Genomic DNA, 15,587 nt, shown 5'->3' with positions numbered 1-15,587 from the left:
ATCGCAGGGCCGCAGTCATTAAGCGAAAATCTTTTTAACTGTTATCGAGCGCGGCAATCACCCGCTGACGGGCCAGACCACTGTCGCGATCATTCACCCCAAGCAGATTGACGACAAGGCGCAAGAAACCGTCTTCTTCGTGATCGCGCTGACCATCGGCCATCGCCACCCGCCAAAGCGCCTCAACCACGCTGATACGATCCTCGTAAGGTACGGCATCTTTCACGATCTTGGTAAAACGGACCGTATCAGGGGCCTGGGACTCCAACCGTTCTGCATCCGCTTTCAACTCTTGTGCGGCCTCAAGGCCTAGCTGGTAGCGGTCCTGCAAAACATCCAGAATCATCTGGTGCTCCGCAGGGTCATAACGGTCATCCGCGCGGGCAATCCGCACCAGAAGCGTGGCCAAAGCAGCACGCGCGTCTTCGGGTTGAAGATCGGCACGGGCATCGGGAACGGTGAACAGGTCTATCAAAGCTTGAAACATGATCGGAACCTAGTGCGCTGTATCCGGATGGGCAAATATAAAGTCCGTGAACGGATTTATACCAGCCGTGATTGTTCCACAGCGGCTTTGATAAAGTCGCGGAACAGGGGATGGGGCTCAAACGGTTTGCTTTTCAGTTCAGGGTGGAACTGCACGCCGATATACCACGGGTGATCCTTGAACTCGACGATTTCCGGCAAGCGGCCGTCGGGGCTCATGCCCGAGAATTCCAGACCGTGCTTTTCCAGATCGTCGCGGTATTGGATGTCTACCTCATAGCGGTGACGGTGGCGTTCTGAAATGGCGGTTCCACCATAGATTTCAGCCACTTGCGAGCCTTCGTTCAGTGTGGCGTTATAGGCCCCAAGGCGCATGGTGCCACCTTTGTCGTCATCCGCATCCCGCTGGATTGTGCGGTTGCCTTCAACCCATTCTTTCAGATGGTAAACCACTGGCGTGAAGCGTTTTTTACCGGATTCATGGTCAAACTCTTCAGAGCCCGCGTCTTTCAAACCGGCCAGATTGCGGGCCGCTTCGATCACGGCCATTTGCATCCCGAGACAAATCCCGAGGTAAGGTACCTTGCGGGTGCGGGCAAATTCGGCGGCTTTGATCTTGCCTTCCGTGCCCCGTTCGCCAAACCCGCCGGGCACCAGAATGGCGTTAAAGCCTTCAAGGTGGGGGGCTGCGTCCTCGGTGTCAAACAGCTCCGCATCGACCCAGTCAATCTTAACCTTAACACGGTTGTGCATACCGCCGTGGATCAGGGCTTCGGCGATGGATTTATAGGCGTCTTCCAACTGGGTGTATTTGCCCACAATGGCCACGCGCACTGTGCCGTCGGGATTGTGAACGCGATCGGACACGTCATTCCATGTTGCCAGCTTGGGTTTGGGGGCAGGGGTAATGCCAAACGCATCCAGCACCGCCTGATCGAGCCCTTCCTTATGATAGGCCAGCGGCGCATCATAGATAGAGCCAAGGTCATAAGCCGCGATCACCGATTCAGGGCGCACGTTACAGAACAGCGCCAGCTTTTCCCGTTCCTTTTCCGGAATAGGATGTTCCGATCGGCAAACCAGCACGTCAGGTGCGATCCCGATGGATTGCAGTTCTTTCACGCTGTGTTGGGTCGGCTTGGTCTTCAGTTCGCCACTCGCCGCCAGATAAGGCAGCAGTGTGAGGTGCATATAAATGCAATTGTTGCGCGGGCGCTGGTGTCCGAACTGGCGGATCGCTTCAAAGAAGGGCAGGCCTTCGATGTCACCAACAGTGCCGCCAATCTCACACAGCATGAAATCCACTTCATCGTCACCGATTTCGAGGAATTCCTTAATCTGGTTGGTCACATGGGGTACAACCTGAATGGTTTTGCCCAGATAATCGCCACGGCGTTCCTTTTCCAGCACTGTGGAATAGATCCGACCGGAGGACACGGAATCGGTTTTGCGTGCAGCAACACCTGTGAACCGTTCATAGTGGCCAAGGTCCAGATCGGTTTCCGCACCATCGTCGGTCACAAAAACCTCGCCGTGTTCAAACGGGGACATGGTGCCCGGATCGACGTTAAGATAAGGGTCCAGCTTGCGCAGACGCACCGAATAGCCGCGGGCTTGCAGCAAGGCACCCAATGCAGCAGAGGCGAGACCTTTGCCAAGGGATGAAACCACGCCACCGGTGATGAAAATATAACGCGCCATAGACTGGAAAGCTCCCGTGTCAGAAAAAAACTAGTGGGCCGATAACCTGTTCAGCCCCTCTACTCACGGGGTTTAAGGATAACGGGATTCGGGGTGGCAACGCAAGAGCTGCCACCTTGATTCATGGATGATTTTAGGGTGTTTTGCCCATGATCTTGTAGACCACGGGGCAAGGCCAACTATTTATAGGGTCAGTCTTCCGCTTTGGGCGGAGTAGCCGGACCGTCTGTGGCCGACGGGGGCAACAGATTGCCGCCAAGCGGTGTGGTGCTGTCTTCGGATTGAGAAACAGCAGGTGCTGTCAGATCGCCGTTCAGCAGGGAATTATTCCCATCCTCACGGGCCGCGATGATGGTCAGCGCAAGGCTGGCCGCCATGAAACCGGCGCCCAAAATCCATGTAAACTTGGCCGCAGGAGATGCAGGGGGACGCCCTGACATATTGCCGCCACCGCCGCCAATGCCAAGTCCACCACCCTCGGAGCGCTGCATCAGCACGGTCACAATCAGGCTCAGGGCCAGAATAAGAAGGATAACAAGGACGATGTTCTGCATGTGCGGTCTCGGATTTTGTGCCTGTGGGCCGGATCATTCGGCTTCGGGGGGTGTCTAACGGATTGTGCTGGGGGTGTCTATTGGGAAGTGCAGACACCGGCAGAATTGGCGAGTTGTCCCTAGATGGCGGCTTTGACGGCCTGTTTCAACCGCTTGATCTGTAGATCGGACAGGGGGTCGCACCGCCTTTTGATCAGAGTGATGCTTTTACCGGTATATCCTGTCTGAATTGCGGGTTTTTCCTGTCAACCGCAGCCTGCGGCGATTTTGGTGTTTCAGCCGCCCCATTGGGTCGTTATACGGGGTAGGGTTTTTTAGACATCAAGAGGCAGCCAAAATGGCCAATGTAGTAGTTGTCGGCGCACAATGGGGTGACGAAGGCAAAGGGAAGATTGTTGACTGGTTGTCAGAGCGTGCAGACATCATCGCACGGTTTCAGGGCGGGCATAACGCCGGCCACACTCTGGTAATTGACGGCAAAGTATACAAGCTGAACGCGCTGCCCTCCGGTGTTGTGCGTGGCGGCAAGCTTTCGGTCATCGGCAACGGTGTGGTGCTTGATCCGTGGCATCTGGTGCAGGAAATCGCCAAGATTCAGGAGCAGGGCGTCGAAATCTCCCCCGAATCCCTGATGATCGCGGAAAACACTCCGCTGATCCTGCCAATCCACGGTGAACTGGACCGCGCGCGGGAAGAAGCGGCCTCCAAGGGAACCAAGATTGGCACAACTGGGCGCGGCATCGGTCCGGCCTATGAAGATAAAGTGGGCCGCCGGTCTGTGCGCGTCGCTGATCTGGCGGATGAAGCCACATTGATCGCCCGTGTGGACCGTGCGTTGCAGCACCATGATCCGCTGCGCAAAGGTCTTGGCATCGAAGCTGTAGACCGCGACGGGCTGATCGACCAGCTGCGCGAGATTGCCAAGGAAATCCTGCCCTATGCGGCGCCGGTCTGGAAAGTGCTGAACGAAAAGCGCAAAGCGGGTAAGCGGATTCTGTTTGAAGGGGCGCAAGGCGCGCTGCTGGACATTGATTTTGGCACTTATCCTTTCGTGACATCCTCCAACGTGATCGCAGGTCAAGCCGCAACCGGTGTTGGGATCGGGCCCGGATCAATTGATTATGTGCTTGGCATCGTCAAAGCCTACACCACCCGTGTTGGTGAAGGCCCATTCCCGACTGAATTGCAAGATGCCGACGGCCAACGTCTGGGCGAACGGGGCCACGAGTTTGGCACCGTAACAGGCCGCCAGCGTCGCTGTGGCTGGTTTGACGCTGCATTGGTGCGTCAGACCTGTGCCACATCCGGCGTGACTGGCATTTCCCTTACCAAACTGGATGTGCTGGACGGGTTCGAAACCCTGAAAATCTGTGTCGCTTACGATCTGGACGGGGAGCGGCTAGACTATTTGCCGACAGCCGCCGATCAACAGGCCCGTTGCACGCCAATCTACGAAGAGATGCCTGGCTGGTCCCAAAGCACCGAAGGCGCGCGGTCTTGGGCGGATCTGCCTGCTGAGGCGATCAAATACGTGCGCCGTGTGGAAGAGCTGATCGGCTGTCCTGTAGCCATGCTCTCTACCTCACCCGAACGGGAAGACACGATCCTCGTGACTGACCCGTTTGCCGATTAAGGAACGGTTGAATGGCATTGTCCTATAAGGCGCGCCGGCGCTGGTCTTTGGTTCTGCTGCTGGTTTGGCTGCCGATCTATTGCATCGTCGCTGTTACAGTGATGAACGCGATTCCGCGGCTGCCCATGCTGGTAGAGTTGCTGATCTATATCGTGCTTGGCGTCGCTTGGGCTTTGCCGTTCAAATTCGTCTTCAAAGGCGTTGGCAAGGAAGACCCGGATCAAAAGTGATCCGGGTTCTCCGCCATAGCTTTCCGGTTAATTTCTGGAATTTTCCGACCCCCGTCATATCTCTGTTACAAAAGATTCATATAGCGGTCGCGTTTGCGGGAATCACCGCTATCGTGGAGGACTCTAATGGTCAAAAATGCTCGCCCTAATAAGACACTAGACCGGGATCTCGGCAGCCGTGTCTTGCTGGAAAACGCCAACTACGCCATTCGCAAACCACTGGTGGCCCCCGCATTGGGCGGGGTATTCATCATCGTTGCGATTCTGCTGACCAGTCTGGTGTTCGGATGGGCAGGCAACGGCCTGATTATCGCGATGGCGGCCGGTCTCGGGGCTTATATGGCGCTGAATATCGGCGCCAATGATGTGGCCAACAATGTCGGCCCTGCGGTGGGGGCCAATGCGCTTTCTATGGGCGGTGCGCTCATCATTGCTGCAATCTTTGAAAGCGCCGGTGCGTTGCTGGCAGGCGGCGATGTGGTGGGCACGATTTCCAAGGGGATCATTGACCCGACCGCCGTGTCAGAACCCCGTGTGTTCATCTGGGCGATGATGTCTGCGCTGATCGCTTCGGCGGTCTGGGTGAATCTGGCCACTTGGGTCGGCGCACCGGTCTCGACCACCCATTCGGTTGTGGGTGGCGTTATGGGCGCGGGTATTGCGGCGGCAGGGTTTGCAGCCGTGAACTGGCCAAAGATGAGCCAGATCGCCGCCAGCTGGGTGATCTCTCCGGTTCTGGGCGGTATCGTTGCTGCGCTGTTCCTGTGGCTGATCAAATCCCAAGTTTCCGACCAAAAAGACAAGATTACCGCTGCACGTCGCTGGGTGCCAATCCTGATCGCGATTATGGCGGGGGCTTTTGCCACCTACCTTGCAGTGAAGGGCCTGAAAAAGATCGTCTCGATTGATCTGCAATATGCGCTGCTGATTGGGGCTGTTTCGGCGGTTCTGTTCTACTTCATCTCTCACCCGATGATCCGCAAACAGTCCGAGGGGAAAGAGAATTCCAAAGAAACGGTGCGCAAGCTGTTCACACTGCCGCTGGTCTGTGCTGCGGCGCTGTTGTCCTTTGCCCACGGCGCCAACGATGTGGCAAACGCCATCGGCCCGCTCGCCGCGATTGTGCACACTGCCGAGGCTGCCGAGGTCGTTGCCAAAGTGTCGATCCCGATCTGGGTGATGGTTGTCGGTGCCTTTGGTCTGTCATTTGGCCTGCTGCTGTTCGGTCCGAAACTGATCCGCATGGTGGGGGAGCAAATCACCAAGCTGAACCCGCTGCGCGCCTATTGTGTGGCGCTTTCCGCAGCGATTACGGTGATTGTAGCAAGCTGGCTCGGCCTGCCTGTTTCCTCTACACACATCGCCGTAGGAGCCGTGTTCGGCGTCGGCTTCTTCCGCGAAGCCCACTGGCGCGTGACCCACAACAACGAGCTGGTTCAACAAGTAGTGGAAACCGAAGCCGGTAAGGCAGGCAAGAAAAAGCGCAAACACCGCAAACTGGTGCGCCGTTCCCACTTCCTGACCATCATCGCGGCGTGGGTCATCACAGTACCCGCAGCATCCATCCTGTCCGCACTGGTGTTCCTGCTGTTGAACACCGTCGCGGGGTAAGGCGTTTGCCCTTACCGCTGTTTAGTAGTCATAAAAAAAGGGCTGCCCCGCAAGGAGCAGCCCTTTTTCTTGATCTGCTTCTGCGTGTTTACGCGAAGACTTCGCCCAGTGCTTTGTCCATTACGCCAGCGATTTCGTCGATGTCGTCTTTTGTCGAGATCAGCGCCGGTGATAGGCACAGCGTGTTGTTCAGGCCGGGCAGGGAGCGGTTGGTCATGCCGATGATCACCCCTTGTGCCATACAGTTGGCGACAACTGCGGCGACTTTCTTTTCGTCCATCGGTTCGCGGCTGTCGCGGTCTGCAACCAGTTCGGCACCCAAAAACAGGCCCTTGCCGCGCACTTCACCGATGACCTTGTGCTTGTCCATCAATTCGCCCAGTTTGCCCAAGCAATACTCGCCCATGTCGATGGTGTTTTGCAGCAGGCCCTCTTCTTCGATGATCTTCATATTCTCGATCGCAGCCGCCGGACCGGAAGCACATCCACCGAAAGTAGACACGTCGCGGAAATAGTTCATCGGATCGTCTACATTGTCTTTAAAGTTGTCGAAGACAGCTTCGGTTGTCACCAGACAGGAGATCGCCGCATAGCCAGACGCTACGCCTTTGGCCATAGACACGAAATCAGGTTGGATGCCGTAGTGCTGGTAGCCAAACCATGTGCCGGTCCGGCCTACGCCGCAGACCACTTCGTCGATATGCAGCAAAATTTCGTATTTCTTACACAGCGCCTGAATGCCTTCCCAGTAGCCTTTGGGCGGCACGATTACACCACCACCGGCTGTGATCGGTTCCAGACAGATCGCGCCGATTGTGTCGGGGCCTTCGCGCAGGATGACTTCCTCGGTGGCTTTGACACAGGCCTCGCCGTATTGTTCGGCAGTGACGCCGTACTGGTTGCGGTATTCCAGGCAGTGGGGCACTTCGACGAAACCGGGGGTGAACGGTCCGTACTGTGCGTTACGTTCAGGTTGGCCGCCTGCGGACAGACAGGCGATGGTTGTGCCGTGGTAATCCCGTTCACGATAGAGGATCTTATACTTCTGGCCGCCATGTTTGGAATGGGCGATCTGGCGCACCATTTTAAAGGCTTTCTCATTCGCCTCGGAACCGGAGTTCGCGTAGTAGACGCGTTTCATACCCGGCATTTTGTCGATCAGCATCTTGGAAAAGATGGACCCCGGAATGGAACCGGCGGTTTGGGCGAAATAGTTCATTTTAACCAACTGGTCGCGTACCGCATTGGCGATCCGCTCGCGGCCATAGCCGACGTTCACAGTCCAGACGCCACCGGACACAGCGTCCAGATGTTCCTTGCCGCGGGCATCCCAGACACGGTTGCCTTTACCCTCTACGATGATCTTGGGATCAATGGTTTCAAAAGGCTTGTGTTGGATCAGGTGGTGCCACACATGGGCACGGTCTGTTTCAATAATATCTTCGATGTCGTTGGTGGTTATCGCATCCATGACGGGCACCTTTCTGGGTCTGTAAGAGGAGGTCACTTGGGGCATACCCTGCGTGATTATCTGATAATAGGAAAGGGGCAAAATGCTCCGGTTTCATAGGGCCAGAGTTTTCACCAAATAGGGCCAGTTGGAGCCGCGCTGGACCTGTTGGGTTAATTCATATCCAAAGCGCGCTGGCGTAGAATTTCAAACGGGATGGTTTCTAAGGTATTGATATGTGTGGATTCTAGAACCACATGGGGCGCTGCATCAAAGGCATCCGCCTGCACCCAGCGATCAGCGCACAGACACCAGCGGTCCCCCGGTTTCAACCCCTGAAAGCCGTATTCAGGGCGCGGCGTGGACAGGTCATTACCGCGCGATTTGGAGAAGGCGAGGAAGGTTTCTGTCATAAGGCAACACACGGTGTGCTTGCCGTGATCTGCCGGACCGGTGTTGCAGCAACCGTCCCTGTAAAACCCCGTTACAGGATCGCTGGAGCAGGGCTTTAGCGCCTCTCCGAGTACGTTAAGGCTTTCGTCCATATCGGTATTCGTCACGTTGGCATTTCCCTTTTGCGAGTCCCTATTGATAGGCTGCGCAAAAGGGTATTGTCACGGGAAAACAGGGAGAAACCGTTGGAGGGTTAGTAGGTCACGCGGGTCTCAATCGCGTTTTCCAGCATCACATAGGCCCATGAGGTTTCACCATCACGGGTGCGAATTTCGCTTAGTTGCTGACGTGCGCCATCCATATTGCCATCCGCCACAAAGCCTTGTCCCATATAGCTGCGGGCGAGGATGTAATCGGGATCAATCTGCAAGGCTTGCTGGTAGTAGGTCAGGGCGGTTTGTAAATCCCCGAGCTTGCGATGGGAAAACCCCAGATAGTTCAGCACACGGGGGTCGTCTTTGGTTTGAACAAGCGACAACAGCCGGATCGCATCGTTGTACTGGCCGTCATAGGCCATTGCGCGTGCGTTTATATAAAGAACCTCATCCGTGAACAGGCCCCTTTCAGCCTCTACACATTTTTTCTTGTCCGTGTCGAGCACCATACCTTTCTTTTTGCATGCCGCTTCAGTTGGCGTGGAACTGCTATTGCCATCCCCAGCGGCCAGCGCGGCGGTGGCGATAGACAAACCCAGCAGGCCGGAGCCGATGGTTGCAATGATCTTCATAGTAAAACTCCCAAAGGTTTCGAAAAAGATAACAGATAGGTATTTCCGACGAGCTTAGCCGAAAATGCCTGCTGTGATAGCATTTATACGTAAAAGTGACCCAACCAAAAAATGCTGCGAATTGAAAAACAGTGATCTTTGACATTTCATTCCTGCACCGGCTCGCTCTACCGTAGGGTTAAGACAACGAACCGAAAGGGTTTTGTTATGTTTCGGATGATCTTTACGGCACTGATCGCTGCGCTGGTTACTCTTCAGATTACCACGGCCTCTGCGCAGGGTGCGCGGACCCGCGCCCTTGGGGAAGATCCGCCGCTTATCCGCAACCAACCAAAATCTGCGGCGACCCATTACAGCGAGGCGGAACTCGCGCGACAGGCGAAGGCGTTTCAACGGACAATGGCGGAAGGAATTGTCGCGGGGGCTGCTGTCGGATTGCTGGCGGATATGCTCAGCAGTAACGACAATAACTCCGGCTTGCAGATTGGTATTGGTGCTGGTGCAATTTCCGGCAGCTATGTGGCGCGACTTCAGAAGAAATACCGCCGCAAGGAACTGCGGCTGGAGCGGATCAGGGACGATGTCACCCGCGCCAATCAGGAACTGGCGGCCTCTATTGCGACGATGCAGGCGGTCGTGGCCTATCAACAGAGCGAGCTGAACGGCCTGCGCGCCTCCGGTGCGAAAAAGCGGCAAATCCGCCGAGAGTTAAAGCAGGCGAAGGCCAATCTTAACAATATGAGCAAAGCCATAAAAGGGGCGCAGAAATGGGAAAAGGAATTTAAATCAACCCGTTCGCTGCGGCTGATCAAAGGACAGGCGACCGGAATAGACACTGAAATCGCCCTGTTGTCCCAAAGGATCGCTGCGATGAAATCCGTGGCCAATCAGATGAAAGGGGTAACAAAGTCATGAAGTTAATTCGCAGGTTAACAATCCCATTGGCCGCTGCCACACTTGCCGGATGTGTGACGTCTGAAGACCCCGGCGACGGCGGTTTCTTCAACGGAGTCGCTGGTGCCAGTAACGGCACTTATGATGGTCGTGTCGCCAGCCGTCAGGCCGAAGTGGACAGCGCACAGGCGGAAAACGCACGCCTTACGGCAGAGCTGGCCCGCCTGCGGGGGGAACACAGCGCCATTAAGTCAGATCTGATCGCAGCGCGTGCCAAAGCGCAGGCCGCCGGTGTCAGGTTGAACGCCACACAAGAAGGACAGGTGGCCGCCGCGCTGCGGTCCGATCCGGCGCGGGTCGAGAGCCTTAGCAAAGCGATTGCAGATGCCCGTCGCCTGACCGACAGCATCGCGCGGCTGGCGGGTTAGGGCGGCGTTACGTGCCGCGCAAAAGAAAAGGCCCGCTGAAACCAGCGGGCCTTTCAAATTTGGTCTGACTTGAAAAACAGTCGGAAGATTAAGCCTTAGGCTCTTCTTCTTCGCCAGTTGCTTCTTCTTCAGCAGCCGGAACATTGTCTTCCAGATCGTCAAGCGCTGCGCCACCGATATCGTCGAACAGTTCGGCGATTTCGAATTCTGCTTCTGCTTCTGCTTCCAGTTCCTGAATGGATTTACCAGAGGCTTGCAGTTCGGCTTCTTCAGCAGAACGGGCTACGTTGACTTCGATGGAACATTCGACTTCAGGGTGCAGGACAACACGCATTGTGTGTACGCCCAGTTCCTTGATCGGTGCTTCGAGAACCAGTTGTTTCTTGTCGACTGTGAAGCCGGCTTCGGTCGCAGCAGTTGCTGCGTCCCGTGTAGAAACGGAACCGTAAAGCGAACCGGAGTCGGAAGCGGAACGAATCACAACGAATTGCTCGCCGTCCAGTTTCGCAGCCACAGCTTCGGCTTCTTTTTTGGTTTCGAGGTTCTGTGCTTCCAGCTGAGCTTTGCGGTTTTCAAAGCTTTCCATGTTGCCTTTGGTGGCGCGCAGCGCCTTGCCTTGGGCCAGCAGGAAGTTACGGGCGTAACCTTGCTTTACGGAAACCACGTCACCCATTTGGCCCAGTTTGGCCACACGTTCGAGAAGGATAATATCCATGAGGTTACTCCTTACTTCACAGCGTAGGGCAGCAGCGCCAGAAACCGTGCGCGTTTGATGGCTTTAGCCAGCTCGCGTTGTTTCTTGGCAGAGACTGCGGTGATACGGGATGGAACGATCTTGCCGCGCTCGGAAATGTAGCGTTGCAGCAGTTTCGTATCTTTGTAGTCGATCTTCGGCGCATTGTCGCCAGAGAACGGGCAAGATTTGCGACGACGGAAAAATGGTTTGTTAGCCATGATTTAGCGTCCTTTCTTAACGTTCGCGGCGACGTTCGTCGCGGGAGTTTTTAGCTTGGATTACAACGGAAGGGCCTTCTTCGTGCTCATCAACTTTGATGGTCAGAACGCGCATTACGTCATCGTGCAAACGCATCAGGCGTTCCATTTCTGCGACAGCAGGCGCAGGGGCGTCTGATCTCAGAAAGGCGTAGTGGCCCTTGCGGTTTTTGTTGATTTTGTAGGCCATAGTCTTCAGGCCCCAGTATTCGTTCTCGACAACTTTACCACCGTTGTCTGTCAGAACGGCGCCGAAATGCTCAATCAGGCTTTCGGCCTGCGCGTTGGAAAGATCCTGACGCGCAATAAATGTGTGCTCGTAGAGCGCCATTTTATCACCATATGTAAGCGTGCTTCAAAACCGGGTTAATCTTCCGCCCCCCGGTACGAGAGGCATCCGCGTGAACGTAAATCTGCGGAAGATGAGGCGGGTATAGCGAAGCCTGAGGTGAATGCAAGCTGTAAGCGTGCCAGTGGTCTGATTGGCGCTTAATACGGCGCGCGTGTTGAAGTTTCTTGTCCCCAACCGTAACAGACACTAAAAATACATGAAGCTAAAAAATAAAAGAGGCATCAATGACACGCGCATTTGTATTTCCGGGCCAGGGCGCCCAGACCATCGGCATGGGGAAGGCGTTTGCGGACGCGTATCCCGCAGCGAAAGCTGTTTTTGACGAGGTAGACGAAGCCTTGGGCGAAAGCCTGTCGGGCCTGATCTGGGAAGGTGACATTGAAACCCTGACCCTGACCCAAAATGCACAACCGGCCTTGATGGCGACTTCGATGGCGGCAATGGCGGCGTTGAAATCCGAAGGGGTCACGATTGAGGCGGCGTCTTACGTGGCGGGTCACAGTCTCGGAGAATATTCTGCCCTTTGTGCGGCGGGTTCGATTTCTCTGGCGGATACCGCGCGTTTGTTGCGCATCCGCGGCGAGGCGATGCAGGCGGCGGTTCCGGTTGGGGTTGGCGCAATGGCTGCCCTGCTCGGGCTTGATTTTGCCACGGCCACCCAAGTGGCAGAGGAAGCCGCACAGGGCGAAGTGTGTCAGGCCGCCAACGACAATGATCCGGCGCAGGTGGTTGTGTCCGGTCATAAAGCGGCTGTTGAACGCGCACTGGTGATTGCCAAGGAAAAAGGCGCAAAACGGGCGATGTTGCTGCCGGTATCTGCGCCGTTCCATTGCGCTTTGATGCAACCCGCTGCTGATCGTATGGCGGAAGCGCTGGCCGAAGTGACCATCAACGACCCCGCCGTGCCGCTGATCGCCAATGTGCGCGCCGAAGCTGTAACAGATGCCGCCGTGATCCGTGATCTGCTGGTAGAACAAGTGACAGGGTCTGTGCGCTGGCGCGAGAGCATAGGTTATGTTGCAGCGCAGGGTGTAAGCGAAGTCTATGAAATCGGTGCCGGTAAGGCGCTGTCAGGGATGATCCGACGGATTGCCAAAGAAATCGAATGCGTTGCGGTGAATGATCCCGACGGCGTAAAAGCTGCCGCAGAAAAGATTGGATAAGATAAATGTTTGACTTAACAGGTAAATGCGCTCTCGTGACCGGTGCTTCGGGTGGCATCGGCGGGGCGATTGCAACCGCACTTCACGCACAAGGCGCGACAGTCGCGCTTTCTGGCACGCGGGTCGGTCCTTTGGAAGAACTAGCCGCGAACCTGGGCGAGCGGGCTTTTGTGACCCCTTGTAATCTCGGCGATGCAGAGGCTGTAACTGCGTTGGCCGGGCAAGCATCTGATGCGATGGGCGGTTTGCATATCCTTGTAAACAACGCAGGTATCACGCGGGACAATCTGTTCATGCGGATGAAGGACGAAGACTGGCAGGATGTTATCGACGTGAACCTGACCTCTACCATGCGGCTGATGAAATCGGTGATGCGCCCGATGATGAAGCAAAAATGGGGTCGTGTGATCAACATCACCTCTATTGTGGGTGTGACGGGTAATGCGGGGCAGGTGAACTATGCGGCCAGTAAGGCGGGCATGATCGGCATGACCAAATCCTACGCGCAGGAGATTGCATCCCGTGGGATTACAGCGAACTGTGTCGCGCCGGGGTTCATCGAAACCGCGATGACTGCGGAACTTGGCGATGCGGTGAAGGACGGGATGCTCGGCTCTATCCCTATGGGGCGTATGGGTAATCCCGATGAGATTGCCTCCGCTGTAGCCTATCTGGCGTCCGAAGAGTCCAGCTACATCACCGGCCAGACCTTGCACGTAAATGGCGGTATGGCGATGATCTAAACTGGATAAGGCGCCCTGATCACTTAGGGCGCCCTATCGTTAGGGCTTCGCGCGTTTTGCCAGCAGGTTCTTATGCATCTTGCTGGCATCGCGTCCCTTCTGGACCTGCGCCATCATCTTCTTTTCCAACTGACGCAAACTGGTCTTGATCTTTATCGCCTCACCCTCGGTTTTGCGCAGGGTTTTGCTCATATAATTCACAGATTTCTGTGCGTTATCAATTTTACCTTTTAGCACTTCGACCTTAGAGCGTACTTCGGCAACTTCCTTTACATCTCCATGGATTACGACAGCCTTCAAAGCCAATGACGCCGCGCCAAAACCGGTAGCGGCACGTTCCATCTTCTTGGCTGCTGATGCGATCTTCATGCCATCCAGTGCAGTAGTGGTTCCATCTTCGGCAATATCGCTTTTGGACCCGAAAATCGCGTCGGAAGATAATACTACCAAGCCCGTCGCCGCCAGTTTATGAACCATGCTCATGGCCCTGAGCGGTGGAATGACCATGGTCGCAACAGACCAGCAAATCGAAATGCCGTTCTTGACATAGGTGTGCCACTCCTCTTTTTCAGCCTTTTTCAAATCTTTCTTGAGGGCTTCAATTTCCGTCAACAGCTCGCTGGCACGTAGTTTCATCATCTCGCGCATTTTTAACAATTGCTGCAAGCCGCTTGAAACCTTCAGAATGAAATCCGCCCCGAGCACCGCAGTCCAGCGATCGTTCTCGGCTTCTAATTCGGCAATTGTCTGGCAGTAATTGTCATATAGCGTGTCGAGCTTCTTGCCGCTTTTCGCCTTTTTGCTCCAAACCGCGTTCATTTCCTGCATGAAAGCTTTGTAAGCTTTCTCGCAACTGGCTTTGTTCTTTGCGTACTCCGACACTCCTTTTGGGGAAATCGGAATTGCGATGCTTTTGATTTTTGACAGGTTTTGCGACAAAACACCTATCGCGGTATCTTTGTCTTTATTTATTATTCTCAAAGCTTTGTTAAAGCTGTCGGACGCATAACTTTCGATAATTGCGCTGTCTTTGCTGGCAGCCATTGGGTCCACCTTTCCGTGCGAGGGAATTAAATAGCTTAATGAAAAATTAGGAATTGCGTTGATCCTATGCCTCGCATCCGGTTTGCACAATTAATTTTTTGGCTAACGGGGAAAGGTGTCAGTTCTTATAGACCGTGCAGGCGCAATTGAATTTGCGCAGGCGGTTGCACAGTTGCTGGGCCGCCCCGCGCGACACGGCGCCAAGGCGGGCCACGTAATAGGCTTTGCGCCCAGCCACTTGAGGTTTCTTTCGGATGTACGCAGGTTTCTGTTTCCCGATTTCTGCGTCACAGGCGTGGGAGTTTCGTTCAAAGCTGCTGGCGGCTTTGGCCTTTGTGGAACCGGAGGCAAGTTGAACGCCCCACGGTGGCAGGGTTGGGACGGGGCGCAGAGATTTCAGCTTGCTGACGCGACTGGTACGGGCCAGCGCGAGGCAGGCGGGCAGGAAGGGCTTGTCTTTGTTCAAAGACATATCGAGGATTTCTGGCGGGGTGTCGCGCCAGTCCTGCGCGCTTTGGCCAGTGATGATGCGCACGTAATTTTCGGTTTCTTGGGCCAGACCGCCAGTTTCTGCGATAAACTCTGCCGCGCGGCGTTCCCCGCCGTTGTAGGCCACTGCGGCCAGTCCGGCATTCCCGAAACGCCCGATTAGTTCAGCGAGGTAATGGGCCGAATGATCCAGCGCCTCTGCCGGATTGTAGCTGGCGCCAAGGCCGCGCAGTTTTGCGGTGCCGGGCATAAACTGGGCCACGCCCTCGGCCCCTGCGGGTGACAGGGCGTATGGATCAAACCGGCTTTCTTGCCAGATCAGGCGGGCGAAAAACCCTGTGTCCAGTTTGTGCAACGCTGCCGCATTGCGGATTGCCAGACAGGTGTCATAGGCGATGAAATCATTGCGGATACACCAGATCGCACCCCAACGACCTGTGTTGCATTGCCTGTCGGGCGGTTCGCCAAACACGGGCGAGGCAAGCGGAGCGGTAAGCAGGAAAAGGATGAAGATCAGGCGCATAATGGGGGATATATCGCAACGGACGGGCAGGGCACGCTAAAATCGGGCTTTAAAAATCCTCTGTCGGAGGTTAGGTGCAATAGAGCATCCTGCATGTGAAATCACTTCTATAA

The 15,587-nt window shown here is 55.5% G+C and carries 18 protein-coding genes; 7 read left to right on the top strand and 11 right to left on the bottom strand.

Going from position 1 to position 15,587, the window contains the following annotated elements:
- Window positions 1-34 precede the first annotated feature (34 nt).
- The 3 genes from IEX10_RS11270 to secG form a co-directional block, all read right to left on the bottom strand.
- Window positions 35-487 (bottom strand): tellurite resistance TerB family protein, encoded by a 453-nt coding sequence (locus tag IEX10_RS11270; protein WP_188675035.1) that lies wholly within the window; start codon window positions 485-487, stop codon window positions 35-37.
- Between the two features lie 56 nt (window positions 488-543).
- The gene (pyrG, locus tag IEX10_RS11265) at window positions 544-2,187 is read right to left on the bottom strand and encodes a CTP synthase (protein ID WP_188675032.1); all 1,644 of its coding nucleotides are present in this window, start codon (window positions 2,185-2,187) and stop codon (window positions 544-546) included.
- A gap of 191 nt (window positions 2,188-2,378) precedes the next feature.
- The gene (gene secG, locus IEX10_RS11260; protein WP_188675029.1) at window positions 2,379-2,741 is read right to left on the bottom strand and encodes a preprotein translocase subunit SecG; all 363 of its coding nucleotides are present in this window, start codon (window positions 2,739-2,741) and stop codon (window positions 2,379-2,381) included.
- Window positions 2,742-3,078: 337 nt separating this feature from the next.
- On the opposite strand from secG, the gene IEX10_RS11255 reads away from it, so the two are divergent.
- The 3 genes from IEX10_RS11255 (at window position 3,079) to IEX10_RS11245 (ending at window position 6,215) form a co-directional block, all read left to right on the top strand.
- Complete coding sequence (locus IEX10_RS11255) at window positions 3,079-4,374, top strand: adenylosuccinate synthase (protein WP_188675025.1); 1,296 nt, start codon at window positions 3,079-3,081, stop codon at window positions 4,372-4,374.
- 11 nt (window positions 4,375-4,385) lie between these two features.
- Window positions 4,386-4,604: a DUF2842 domain-containing protein gene (locus IEX10_RS11250; protein WP_188675022.1), complete on the top strand. Its 219-nt coding sequence runs from the start codon at window positions 4,386-4,388 to the stop codon at window positions 4,602-4,604.
- A 126-nt stretch (window positions 4,605-4,730) separates the two neighbouring features.
- Window positions 4,731-6,215, top strand: coding sequence for an inorganic phosphate transporter (locus IEX10_RS11245; RefSeq protein WP_188675019.1), 1,485 nt, complete (start codon window positions 4,731-4,733; stop codon window positions 6,213-6,215).
- An 88-nt stretch (window positions 6,216-6,303) separates the two neighbouring features.
- Here the strand turns inward: IEX10_RS11245 and IEX10_RS11240 are convergent, their stop codons facing one another.
- The 3 genes from IEX10_RS11240 to IEX10_RS11230 form a co-directional block, all read right to left on the bottom strand.
- Window positions 6,304-7,686 (bottom strand): aminotransferase family protein, encoded by a 1,383-nt coding sequence (locus IEX10_RS11240; protein ID WP_188675015.1) that lies wholly within the window; start codon window positions 7,684-7,686, stop codon window positions 6,304-6,306.
- Window positions 7,687-7,838: 152 nt separating this feature from the next.
- Window positions 7,839-8,210: a DUF2237 family protein gene (locus tag IEX10_RS11235; protein WP_188676398.1), complete on the bottom strand. Its 372-nt coding sequence runs from the start codon at window positions 8,208-8,210 to the stop codon at window positions 7,839-7,841.
- Between the two features lie 101 nt (window positions 8,211-8,311).
- On the bottom strand, window positions 8,312-8,845 hold the full coding sequence (locus tag IEX10_RS11230; protein WP_188675012.1) for a tetratricopeptide repeat protein: 534 nt from the start codon (window positions 8,843-8,845) through the stop codon (window positions 8,312-8,314).
- Between the two features lie 207 nt (window positions 8,846-9,052).
- Between IEX10_RS11230 and IEX10_RS11225 the strand changes: the two genes are divergently transcribed.
- Both IEX10_RS11225 and IEX10_RS11220 read left to right on the top strand, forming a co-directional pair.
- Complete coding sequence (locus IEX10_RS11225; protein ID WP_188675009.1) at window positions 9,053-9,760, top strand: hypothetical protein; 708 nt, start codon at window positions 9,053-9,055, stop codon at window positions 9,758-9,760.
- Window positions 9,757-10,167: a hypothetical protein gene (locus IEX10_RS11220; protein ID WP_188675006.1), complete on the top strand. Its 411-nt coding sequence runs from the start codon at window positions 9,757-9,759 to the stop codon at window positions 10,165-10,167. Before IEX10_RS11225 ends, IEX10_RS11220 begins: the two co-directional genes overlap by 4 nt.
- An 88-nt stretch (window positions 10,168-10,255) precedes the next feature.
- On the opposite strand, the gene rplI is transcribed toward IEX10_RS11220, so the two are convergent.
- The 3 genes from rplI to rpsF are packed head-to-tail and all read right to left on the bottom strand — an operon-like array spanning window position 10,256 to window position 11,491.
- Complete coding sequence (rplI, locus tag IEX10_RS11215) at window positions 10,256-10,882, bottom strand: 50S ribosomal protein L9 (protein ID WP_188675003.1); 627 nt, start codon at window positions 10,880-10,882, stop codon at window positions 10,256-10,258.
- A gap of 11 nt (window positions 10,883-10,893) precedes the next feature.
- Window positions 10,894-11,121, bottom strand: coding sequence for a 30S ribosomal protein S18 (rpsR, locus tag IEX10_RS11210; RefSeq protein WP_069299854.1), 228 nt, complete (start codon window positions 11,119-11,121; stop codon window positions 10,894-10,896).
- A gap of 16 nt (window positions 11,122-11,137) precedes the next feature.
- Window positions 11,138-11,491 (bottom strand): 30S ribosomal protein S6, encoded by a 354-nt coding sequence (gene rpsF / locus IEX10_RS11205; RefSeq protein ID WP_188675000.1) that lies wholly within the window; start codon window positions 11,489-11,491, stop codon window positions 11,138-11,140.
- A 245-nt stretch (window positions 11,492-11,736) separates the two neighbouring features.
- Here rpsF and fabD point away from each other — a divergent pair, with 245 nt between their 5' ends.
- Both fabD and fabG read left to right on the top strand, forming a co-directional pair.
- Complete coding sequence (fabD, locus tag IEX10_RS11200; RefSeq protein ID WP_188674998.1) at window positions 11,737-12,675, top strand: ACP S-malonyltransferase; 939 nt, start codon at window positions 11,737-11,739, stop codon at window positions 12,673-12,675.
- A 5-nt stretch (window positions 12,676-12,680) separates the two neighbouring features.
- Entirely contained in the window at window positions 12,681-13,418 is a 738-nt protein-coding gene (gene fabG, locus IEX10_RS11195) for a 3-oxoacyl-[acyl-carrier-protein] reductase (protein WP_188674995.1), read from the top strand.
- Between the two features lie 39 nt (window positions 13,419-13,457).
- Here fabG and IEX10_RS11190 read toward each other — a convergent pair whose 3' ends face one another.
- Together IEX10_RS11190 and IEX10_RS11185 are read right to left on the bottom strand one after the other, a co-directional pair.
- On the bottom strand, window positions 13,458-14,462 hold the full coding sequence (locus IEX10_RS11190) for a hypothetical protein (RefSeq protein WP_188674992.1): 1,005 nt from the start codon (window positions 14,460-14,462) through the stop codon (window positions 13,458-13,460).
- Window positions 14,463-14,580: 118 nt separating this feature from the next.
- On the bottom strand, window positions 14,581-15,474 hold the full coding sequence (locus IEX10_RS11185) for a transglycosylase SLT domain-containing protein (RefSeq protein WP_188674989.1): 894 nt from the start codon (window positions 15,472-15,474) through the stop codon (window positions 14,581-14,583).
- Window positions 15,475-15,587: the final 113 nt, after the last annotated feature.

Source organism: Neptunicoccus cionae, assembly GCF_014643735.1.
In the GTDB taxonomy this organism is placed as follows: Bacteria; Pseudomonadota; Alphaproteobacteria; order Rhodobacterales; family Rhodobacteraceae; genus Amylibacter; species Amylibacter cionae.
The sequence above is the reverse complement of the archived record's forward strand: the minus strand, read 5'-3'. Positions and strand labels throughout refer to the sequence as shown.

Excerpts from the sequence above, each read along its gene's own strand:
- secG (WP_188675029.1), bottom strand. The coding sequence starts at position 2,741 with ATGCAGAACATCGTCCTTGTTATCCTTCTTATTCTGGCCCTGAGCCTG.
- fabG (WP_188674995.1), top strand. The coding sequence starts at position 12,681 with ATGTTTGACTTAACAGGTAAATGCGCTCTCGTGACCGGTGCTTCGGGT.
- IEX10_RS11270 (WP_188675035.1), bottom strand. The coding sequence starts at position 487 with ATGTTTCAAGCTTTGATAGACCTGTTCACCGTTCCCGATGCCCGTGCC.
- IEX10_RS11240 (WP_188675015.1), bottom strand. The coding sequence starts at position 7,686 with ATGGATGCGATAACCACCAACGACATCGAAGATATTATTGAAACAGAC.
- IEX10_RS11245 (WP_188675019.1), top strand. The coding sequence starts at position 4,731 with ATGGTCAAAAATGCTCGCCCTAATAAGACACTAGACCGGGATCTCGGC.
- IEX10_RS11250 (WP_188675022.1), top strand. The coding sequence starts at position 4,386 with ATGGCATTGTCCTATAAGGCGCGCCGGCGCTGGTCTTTGGTTCTGCTG.
- rplI (WP_188675003.1), bottom strand. The coding sequence starts at position 10,882 with ATGGATATTATCCTTCTCGAACGTGTGGCCAAACTGGGCCAAATGGGT.
- pyrG (WP_188675032.1), bottom strand. The coding sequence starts at position 2,187 with ATGGCGCGTTATATTTTCATCACCGGTGGCGTGGTTTCATCCCTTGGC.
- IEX10_RS11235 (WP_188676398.1), bottom strand. The coding sequence starts at position 8,210 with ATGGACGAAAGCCTTAACGTACTCGGAGAGGCGCTAAAGCCCTGCTCC.
- IEX10_RS11225 (WP_188675009.1), top strand. The coding sequence starts at position 9,053 with ATGTTTCGGATGATCTTTACGGCACTGATCGCTGCGCTGGTTACTCTT.
- IEX10_RS11255 (WP_188675025.1), top strand. The coding sequence starts at position 3,079 with ATGGCCAATGTAGTAGTTGTCGGCGCACAATGGGGTGACGAAGGCAAA.
- IEX10_RS11185 (WP_188674989.1), bottom strand. The coding sequence starts at position 15,474 with ATGCGCCTGATCTTCATCCTTTTCCTGCTTACCGCTCCGCTTGCCTCG.
- IEX10_RS11220 (WP_188675006.1), top strand. The coding sequence starts at position 9,757 with ATGAAGTTAATTCGCAGGTTAACAATCCCATTGGCCGCTGCCACACTT.
- IEX10_RS11190 (WP_188674992.1), bottom strand. The coding sequence starts at position 14,462 with ATGGCTGCCAGCAAAGACAGCGCAATTATCGAAAGTTATGCGTCCGAC.
- rpsF (WP_188675000.1), bottom strand. The coding sequence starts at position 11,491 with ATGGCGCTCTACGAGCACACATTTATTGCGCGTCAGGATCTTTCCAAC.
- rpsR (WP_069299854.1), bottom strand. The coding sequence starts at position 11,121 with ATGGCTAACAAACCATTTTTCCGTCGTCGCAAATCTTGCCCGTTCTCT.
- IEX10_RS11230 (WP_188675012.1), bottom strand. The coding sequence starts at position 8,845 with ATGAAGATCATTGCAACCATCGGCTCCGGCCTGCTGGGTTTGTCTATC.
- fabD (WP_188674998.1), top strand. The coding sequence starts at position 11,737 with ATGACACGCGCATTTGTATTTCCGGGCCAGGGCGCCCAGACCATCGGC.